Source organism: Thermoflexus sp., from assembly GCF_042408365.1.
In the GTDB taxonomy this organism is placed as follows: Bacteria; Chloroflexota; Anaerolineae; order Thermoflexales; family Thermoflexaceae; genus Thermoflexus.
This window is the reverse complement of sequence record NZ_JBHOQJ010000121.1, coordinates 23680-30603: the sequence shown is the minus strand read 5'-3', so window position 1 is coordinate 30603 and position 6924 is coordinate 23680. Positions and strand designations below refer to the sequence as shown.

8 protein-coding genes are annotated in these 6924 nt (G+C 64.3%); all 8 read right to left on the bottom strand.

Going from position 1 to position 6924, the window contains the following annotated elements:
- Window positions 1–63: 63 nt before the first annotated feature.
- Window positions 64–822 (bottom strand): cytochrome c oxidase assembly protein, encoded by a 759-nt coding sequence (locus ACFMO5_RS05285; RefSeq protein ID WP_376791709.1) that lies wholly within the window; start codon window positions 820–822, stop codon window positions 64–66.
- A 230-nt stretch (window positions 823–1052) separates the two neighbouring features.
- Entirely contained in the window at window positions 1053–2303 is a 1251-nt protein-coding gene (locus tag ACFMO5_RS05280) for a peptidoglycan DD-metalloendopeptidase family protein (RefSeq protein ID WP_376791708.1), read from the bottom strand.
- A 216-nt stretch (window positions 2304–2519) separates the two neighbouring features.
- On the bottom strand, window positions 2520–2993 hold the full coding sequence (locus ACFMO5_RS05275) for a Zn-ribbon domain-containing OB-fold protein (RefSeq protein ID WP_376791707.1): 474 nt from the start codon (window positions 2991–2993) through the stop codon (window positions 2520–2522).
- Window positions 2994–3003: 10 nt separating this feature from the next.
- Window positions 3004–3528, bottom strand: a complete 525-nt coding sequence (locus ACFMO5_RS05270) for a Zn-ribbon domain-containing OB-fold protein (protein WP_376791706.1) — start codon at window positions 3526–3528, stop codon at window positions 3004–3006.
- 30 nt (window positions 3529–3558) lie between these two features.
- Window positions 3559–4725, bottom strand: coding sequence for a thiolase domain-containing protein (locus ACFMO5_RS05265; RefSeq protein ID WP_376791705.1), 1167 nt, complete (start codon window positions 4723–4725; stop codon window positions 3559–3561).
- A gap of 82 nt (window positions 4726–4807) precedes the next feature.
- Entirely contained in the window at window positions 4808–5200 is a 393-nt protein-coding gene (locus ACFMO5_RS05260) for a type II toxin-antitoxin system VapC family toxin (RefSeq protein ID WP_376791704.1), read from the bottom strand.
- The gene (locus ACFMO5_RS05255; RefSeq protein WP_376791703.1) at window positions 5197–5421 is read right to left on the bottom strand and encodes a hypothetical protein; all 225 of its coding nucleotides are present in this window, start codon (window positions 5419–5421) and stop codon (window positions 5197–5199) included. Before ACFMO5_RS05255 ends, ACFMO5_RS05260 begins: the two co-directional genes overlap by 4 nt.
- A 227-nt stretch (window positions 5422–5648) precedes the next feature.
- The gene (locus ACFMO5_RS05250; protein WP_376791702.1) at window positions 5649–6818 is read right to left on the bottom strand and encodes an acetyl-CoA acetyltransferase; all 1170 of its coding nucleotides are present in this window, start codon (window positions 6816–6818) and stop codon (window positions 5649–5651) included.
- Between the last annotated feature and the right edge of the window lie 106 nt (window positions 6819–6924).

The following is a 6924-nucleotide window of genomic DNA, read 5'->3' as shown; positions in this document are numbered from 1 at the left end:
TCTGCCCGCGTACGCGGGCCGCTCTTCATGGTCTTACGCAGTAGGGGCGCTCGACCGTTCTCCCTATGATTCCCTCCCGAACCACCGGAAGAACACCACCGTCAGGGCCCCTAGATAGATCAGCGCGCCCGGCACCCACATGAAGAGGCCCGCCATCCGCTGGTCTTCCAGCGAAGCGGGCGCGCACACCTCAAAGCCCAGCGCGGTCGGGTTGTAGATCCGGTTGTCCGGAAACGTGAACAGAGCCCCTAACAACGTGGTGGGCATCGCCAGGAAGAAAAGATAAAGGACTTGGCCAGGCTCTGAGAGAGGGGGCCAGGCGGGCACGGGGCTGAGCACCGGCCACCAGGCCAGCATCGCCGCGATCAGGAAGAGCCCCTGCTTGAGGGCCCATAGGCCCACGCTGCGAGAGGCCAGCTCGAAGAGGGTGGGGGTGTGCCACGCGAAAAAGATCAAGTTGGCCGCCAGATAGGCAGGGATCGGCCGGCTCAACCGGAACCCGAGGGCCCGGAGCGGCTCCTGCCGGACCAGTGGGGTGAGGAAGGGCGCAGGCAATCCCATCAACAGGGACGGCGCGGCCAGCCCGGTTAAGACAACGAACTGCGCCATGTTCACGGTGAACCGGTAAGCAGGCCCAAGGAGAAGGGAGGACGGGATGAACCCGAACCCCACGAGCGCCAGGCCGGAAAGGAACCACACCAGGTGCGTCCGACGCTGGGCCGGATGCACCTGTTCGTAGACCACGGCCATCCCGATCAGGTAAACGCCCAAGGCGGCCAGGATCCCGATCCCCAGGATCGGCCATACCGCCTCCACCGACATCGAGCCTTCGCCTCCTCACAGCCCTTATAGTTACTGGGGGTTCAGAATGGGGATTCAGGAGTTTGGGGCCTATGCGCCTTTCGCGCATAGGCCCCAGCGACAGCGCCCTCTCTCGCAATCATAACCCGGTTCTGGGGCGTTGACGAGGATCCGTCGGAGCCCCTAATGCGGCCTAATGGATGCCCATCGTACTCTCCGCTCCCCCTCGGGGGCTTTGGGGGAAGCAACGCTTATGGAAGCGCCTGCCAGGGGTTCACGAACCCGCCTGGGCCCCGGATCTCGAAGTGGAGGTGGGGGCCGGTCGAGCGCCCGGTGGAGCCGACCAGGCCGATCGTCGCCCCTTTGGCGATCTGTTGCCCACAGCCCACGAAGATCGTACTGAGATGGGCGTAGTAGGTCTGATATCCGTTGCCATGGTCCAGGACGATCAGGTTGCCGTAGCCGACCGTGCTCCAGCCCGCGTAGACCACCGTGCCAGCGTCGGCCGCGTAGACCGGATCCCCCAAGCGCCCCGCGAAATCCACGCCGGGGTGGTAGGCCGTGAAATCATACCCCGAGCGCCAGCGGCTGTTCACCGGCCAGACGAAACTCCCCGTCCCCAGCGGCGCGACCTGCACGCTGGGGCACGCGCCCGCGGGCATCCGTTTGCCGCCGGCAATGACCACATAAGAACGCCGCGGGGGGGTCCAGCCGGCGAAGGGGCGGCTGCCGCCGGGGACGATCAGAACTTGGCCAATCTGCAGCTCCCCCCCTTCCAGCAAGCCGTTCCACTCAGCGTTCCGGATCGCATCCGGGGTCACGTTATACTTCTTCGCGATCTCCTCGAGGGTCTCCCCCTCCTTCACCACATGCAGGACCCCATCCACAGGCGGGATGTTCAGGACCTGTCCGATGTCCAGCAAGTGAGGGTCATCCTGGAGGACATCGTAGTTGGCCCAGAGGATGGTCTCCGGGCGCAGCTTGAACTTCTCAGCGATGCCGAACAGGGTATCGCCAGGCTGAACCGTATACGTGATGATCCCACGTCGGGGTCGCTCGGGGATCTCCGTGTGCAGATCCACCTGGCGGATCAACCATGAGGAGCCGTTCCGACGGGTTCCACCCAGGTAAGCGGAGCGCCGGAGAAGGGCTTGCAAAACCTCCGGAGAAGCCGGCTCGTCACGGGCGATCTCCGGAAGTTGAACCGGCTGGCGGAGCCACGCCGGAGCTGTCCGGCTCTGAGTGAGGCTCAAATACAATACCCCCACCGCCAGAACGATGCCGATGTGCACACTGTAATGCGCCCAGAGCGCTGCGCCGAACGTCTGGGCTCTCCGAGCAGGCTCTCGCAATCCTCTGAGTCGGTCTTTCAAGTGGGAGAGGATCCTCGGCCAGATGAACCAGGATCCCAGCCCATCATTCTTCACGGGAAGCGTGCGCAGCAGGCGTTCCCCTATCCTCCCATTCCGGGAGGACTTCCGAACGGATGGGTGATGTTCCATCCCAGCCTTCTCCTCGATGAGGGGAGAGATCCCTTTGGCGGCGGATCCCTACCCCTGGGGAATCTGAAGGCTCCACACTCTCTGGGCCGGGGCCCAGGGTTGTCCTTATTATAGGGAGGCTCTCGATTCCCGGCAAGTCATAATTGTGAAATAAATCACAAATTGGAGGGGCCACAAAAGGCTGTGCACCGCTTCACTATCGCCCTGGCGCGCCGCTTATCGAACCGAACGGAAGCCCAACAGATCCCGAATGCTCCCGATGCGCTCGGCGGGTGGTCGAAAGATGGCCTCCACCCGCATGCCGGTTTCCCATTCCCCTTCATCGATCAGCTCGTGGACTAGGGCCGCATCCGCGCCGTCCAGACGGATCAGGCCGATCACCCGAGGACGAGCCAGTCGGGCTCCATCCGGGGCCACATGCACCCGGGTCCATGAAAGGACCGTCCCCCGGGGGCCCACCTCCACCCAGGCATCCTCCCCCAGCCCGCCCAGACAGCGCTCGCAGAACCGCCGGGCCGGAACGTACGTATATCGACAGCGCGGACAACGAGTTCCGTAGATTTTCCCCTCCTGCAATCCGCGCAGCCAGCGTTCACCGGCCACCCCCGCCGTATAGACGCCCTCCAGCTGGATCGTTCCCGGCCAGGCCCGGATCTCCGTGACGCGTTGAATGCGCTCCACCAGCGACATAAGGGCCTCCTCAGTCTGCCAGAGGTCGGAAATAGAGGATATCCGTGATCGCGCCGACCCGTTCCGCAGCCGGCTTCCAGACGGCCTGAACGCGCATCCCAATCCGGACCCGGTTCACGATTTCCTCGACGGTGCGGCCGACTTCCCCGAGCTTATGCATGATCCCCATCCCAGGGGAAGCGCCATCGATGGCGATGACGGCCGGCACCTCCGGGACCTCCAGGCGGCGCATGTCCCAGGAGATCGTGCAAACGGAGAACGTGAGTACGGTCCCCGTATCGGCCAAGGGCACCCACTCATCCGTGGGCCGGAAACACTGCTCGCAGAACATGCGTGGGGGGATCATCACCCGGCCACATGCCCGGCAACGGCGCCCGATGAGGCGGCCGGCCTTCAGCTCCGCCAGAAACCGCCCGACGGCCACCCCCGTGTCCCATGCGTACTCCCCGCGCATTGGCGCTCGAACCGTGCAGACCCGTCCCTCTTCCACGTCCTCCACCCGGAGGCTGACGACAGGATGGACCCAGCGTTCCATCGGTGTTCCTCCCGACGCGTCCGTTTCGGGTTAAATGCCCAGGATGATCACGGTGCCCACCTGCATCAGGTCGCCCCAGGCCTGAGCCAGACCTCGCCGGGGCTGGCCGGGGACCTGGCGTTTCCCAGCCTCCCCCCGCAGCTGCCAGAAGATCTCCGCGACCTTCATCAGGCCGGCTGCGGCGATCGGATTCCCCACCCCCAGAAGCCCACCGGAGGGACAGACCGGCATGTCCCCATCCCGGTTCGCGATCCCCAGGGCCACCAGCTCCGCCGCCTTCCCCCGATCCGCCAGGAGCAGCCCTTCCAGGTGATGCAGTTCCTTATAATCAAAGGGATCGTAGGGCTCCACGATGTGGATCTCCTTGCGCGGCTCGCGGATCCCCGCCATCGCATACGCTTTGCGGGCCGCCTCCTCCACATAAGTTGGATAGGAGAGATCCCGGTTGGTCCAGTATTGGGTGTCCAGGGACCAGCCAACCCCCTCCACCCAAACGGGCTTGGGGGTCACCCGTCGGGCCACGTGCTCGGCGGCCATCACGATCGCCACCGCCCCATCGCTGGGTGGAGAGACATCCAGGCGCTGCACCGGCCAGGCGAGCACCTCCGAGTTCAGGACGTCCTCCACTGTGATCTTCGGATCCCCCAGCTGGGCCGCGGGGTGGTCGGCTGCGTTGCGCTTGTTCTTCACCGCCACCATCGCGATATCCCGCTTGGTCAGCCCGTATTTCGTCATATAAGCGTTCATTTCCAAGGCAAAAATCCAGAGCAGGTTGGGGCCCAGGGGACGTTCCAGGGTGTGATCGAAAATATAGTTGAAGGCCGCTTGAGGATGCGGATGACATGAGGACATCTTCTCCTCACAGACGACCAGGACGGTGTCGAACATCCCGCTGGCAACGTGATACCACCCCTGGATCGCCGCAAAGACCCCGGTCCCCCCGCCCACGTATCCCCGGATGGTCGGCTTGCCCCACGCGCCGGCCCCCGGGCTCAGGTATTCCACCTTCATATGGACCCCGTCAAAAGCGTCGGGGGCGGAGCCCAAGACGACGGCATCGATCTGATCCAGGGTCATCTCGCAGGACTCCAGAGCCTTGCTGGCCGCCTCCCAGGCCAGCTCCTGCCCCGTCTCCAGGGCCCGGCGCACGAACTTCGTCATCCCCGCGCCCACGATCGCCACGCGTCGCCCCGCCATTGCTCCTCACCTCCAGGGCAAAATCATCTACCGCGCATCATCCCAAACAAGCGCTTGGGGAAACCGAGCGGCAAGTTGAGTTTCACCAGAGGGTCTCCACCTGCCCGGACTGCCGGATGGTCTCATCGTAAGTCACCAGCACCGCCCCGTAGCGTCGAGCGGTGGCGACGATCACCCGATCATGCAGATCTTCGATTTCGGGCAGCTCACGGACCAGGGCCAACAGGCTCAAATCCAAAGACACTACCTCGAATCTCCCTTCTCCGAGCAAGGTGGCGAGCGCGATCTCCCACAGCGGGGGGATCAGATCTTTCTCCTCAATTCGGATCAATTCCAACAAAACCACGACTGGGATCAGCCCTCTCGCCTCTCCCCGTTCGATCTCTTGAAAAGCCTGCCGGGCCGCCGGGCTCAACCGCTCATCCCGGGTAAGATACCAGATCAGCGCATGAGTATCCAGGACGTAGGTTCTCACAAGGACCTCGGGTCAAGGGTGATCCACTGCTGACATTCTTTATCCCACTCGGCTTGGATCTCCCGCCGCACCTGACGAACCGTTTCGGGATCCACCCGTTGGCCGGAGAAGGAGGGCGGGTTGCATCGGTGAGCCGCCAGGATAACACGGATCACGTGCTTCAGCAGGATCAGCTCCCGTTCCAGCTGTTCCACCCGGGCGTGCAGCTCCTCCGAATCCATGGGCACCTCCGGCCGCTCTTAAAGGGAATACCCATTCGTCGAGGGCTTCCCTCCTCTCCTCCCCATGGCTGATCGGGGGCAGGCCGCCGCTGAACGACGCGCGAGCGCTCCATCCGCTTCGGAGGGAAAAGCGCTGAAGCGTCCAGGCTCCCGATCTCGCCATCAGACGCAAAGCGATCCTCTCATCCGGCCGGGTCGGAACGGATTCGGCGGGCCCATTCGATGCATCATGATGGCTCCCGGCTTAGAATGGCCACCGCCCCCGTGGCCGTGGGGAGGCCCCGCCATGAGGCCACCAGAGCGGTGTGGGCGTTCGGGACCTGCCGGGGGCCGGCCTCGCCCCGCAGCTGGAGCACGGCCTCCAGCACCCGGGCCAGGCCCGAGGCCTCCAGCAGATGCCCTTCCCCGAGGCACCCTCCCGAGGGATTCACCGGCAGCTCCCCTCCGACCTCCGTCGCCCCTTCCGCGGTCCACCATCCGGCCTCCCCAGGGCGACAGAGGCCCAAAGCTTCCAAATGCTGAAGCTCTTTATAAGCAAACGTGTCGTCCACCTCGACCAAATCGAAGGCCCGGCGTGGGGATCGGATCCCCGCTTGCTGGTAGGCGAGCTCCGCCGCCCGTCGCAGATAGCGCGCCCCCTCCCAATCCCGGCTTTCCAAGGCGTAAGAATCCGTGGCCCAGCCGATCCCACGGATCCACACGGGTCGATCGGTGAGGGAACGGGCGATATCGCCCCGGGCCAGGACCAGGACGATGCATCCATCCGCGGGCTCGGCGGCCATCAGGCGGGTGAGGGGCTCCGCCAGCGGTTCGCTGCCCAGCACATCCTCCACTGAAAGCTCCGCCGGGAAGGCCGCACGGGGGTTCCGCATGGCATTGCGCCGGTTTTTCACCACCACCCGGGCCACATGCTCGATGGGGGTGCGGGTGGCTTCTAGGTAGCGGCGCATCTCCAACCCGGCGATGAAAAGAGGGTGAACCTCCAGGGGGCGCTGGAACACCGGATCGAGGGCCAGGGTGGTGATCTGGGGGAGGTTCAGGATGTTGCTCGCCTTGCTGTGGGATTCGACAGCCACGATGCGGGCCGCGCCGGCGGCGATCTGCATCACGCCCGCCGCCAGCGCCTGAAGGCCATCGCCCGCAATGGTATGAACGGATTTCAGAACAGCTCCCATCTGATCGGGAACATACTCATCGCTGATCGCGATCCCTTCGTGGAAATCTTCTTCGGCCACGACCAGGCCATCCAAATCGCGCCGGGGATGGATCCCTGCATCCGCATAGGCCTTTGCGGCCGCTTCAAACATCAGTTCCCGGAATGAAAGATCGGGCGATATCGAACGGAAGCCGCTCCAGCCAACGCCGACGATAGCCACCTCACTCATCAGGCGTCCCATCGATGGCCTCCCGGGCGAAGGTCCGAAAGATCCCCTGTGGTTGGAGAACGGGTCCCTTTTCAGCGTCAGACAGATATTGGGGGGAAGGCCACATTGGAGGGGCCTT

What these genes read in the sequence shown, in the direction of transcription:
- ACFMO5_RS05255 (WP_376791703.1), bottom strand. Translation starts at nt 5,421, where the DNA reads ATGGATTCGGAGGAGCTGCACGCCCGGGTGGAACAGCTGGAACGGGAG.
- ACFMO5_RS05280 (WP_376791708.1), bottom strand. Translation starts at nt 2,303, where the DNA reads ATGGAACATCACCCATCCGTTCGGAAGTCCTCCCGGAATGGGAGGATA.
- ACFMO5_RS05265 (WP_376791705.1), bottom strand. Translation starts at nt 4,725, where the DNA reads ATGGCGGGGCGACGCGTGGCGATCGTGGGCGCGGGGATGACGAAGTTC.
- ACFMO5_RS05285 (WP_376791709.1), bottom strand. Translation starts at nt 822, where the DNA reads ATGTCGGTGGAGGCGGTATGGCCGATCCTGGGGATCGGGATCCTGGCC.
- ACFMO5_RS05250 (WP_376791702.1), bottom strand. Translation starts at nt 6,818, where the DNA reads ATGGGACGCCTGATGAGTGAGGTGGCTATCGTCGGCGTTGGCTGGAGC.
- ACFMO5_RS05275 (WP_376791707.1), bottom strand. Translation starts at nt 2,993, where the DNA reads ATGTCGCTGGTGGAGCGCATTCAACGCGTCACGGAGATCCGGGCCTGG.
- ACFMO5_RS05270 (WP_376791706.1), bottom strand. Translation starts at nt 3,528, where the DNA reads ATGGAACGCTGGGTCCATCCTGTCGTCAGCCTCCGGGTGGAGGACGTG.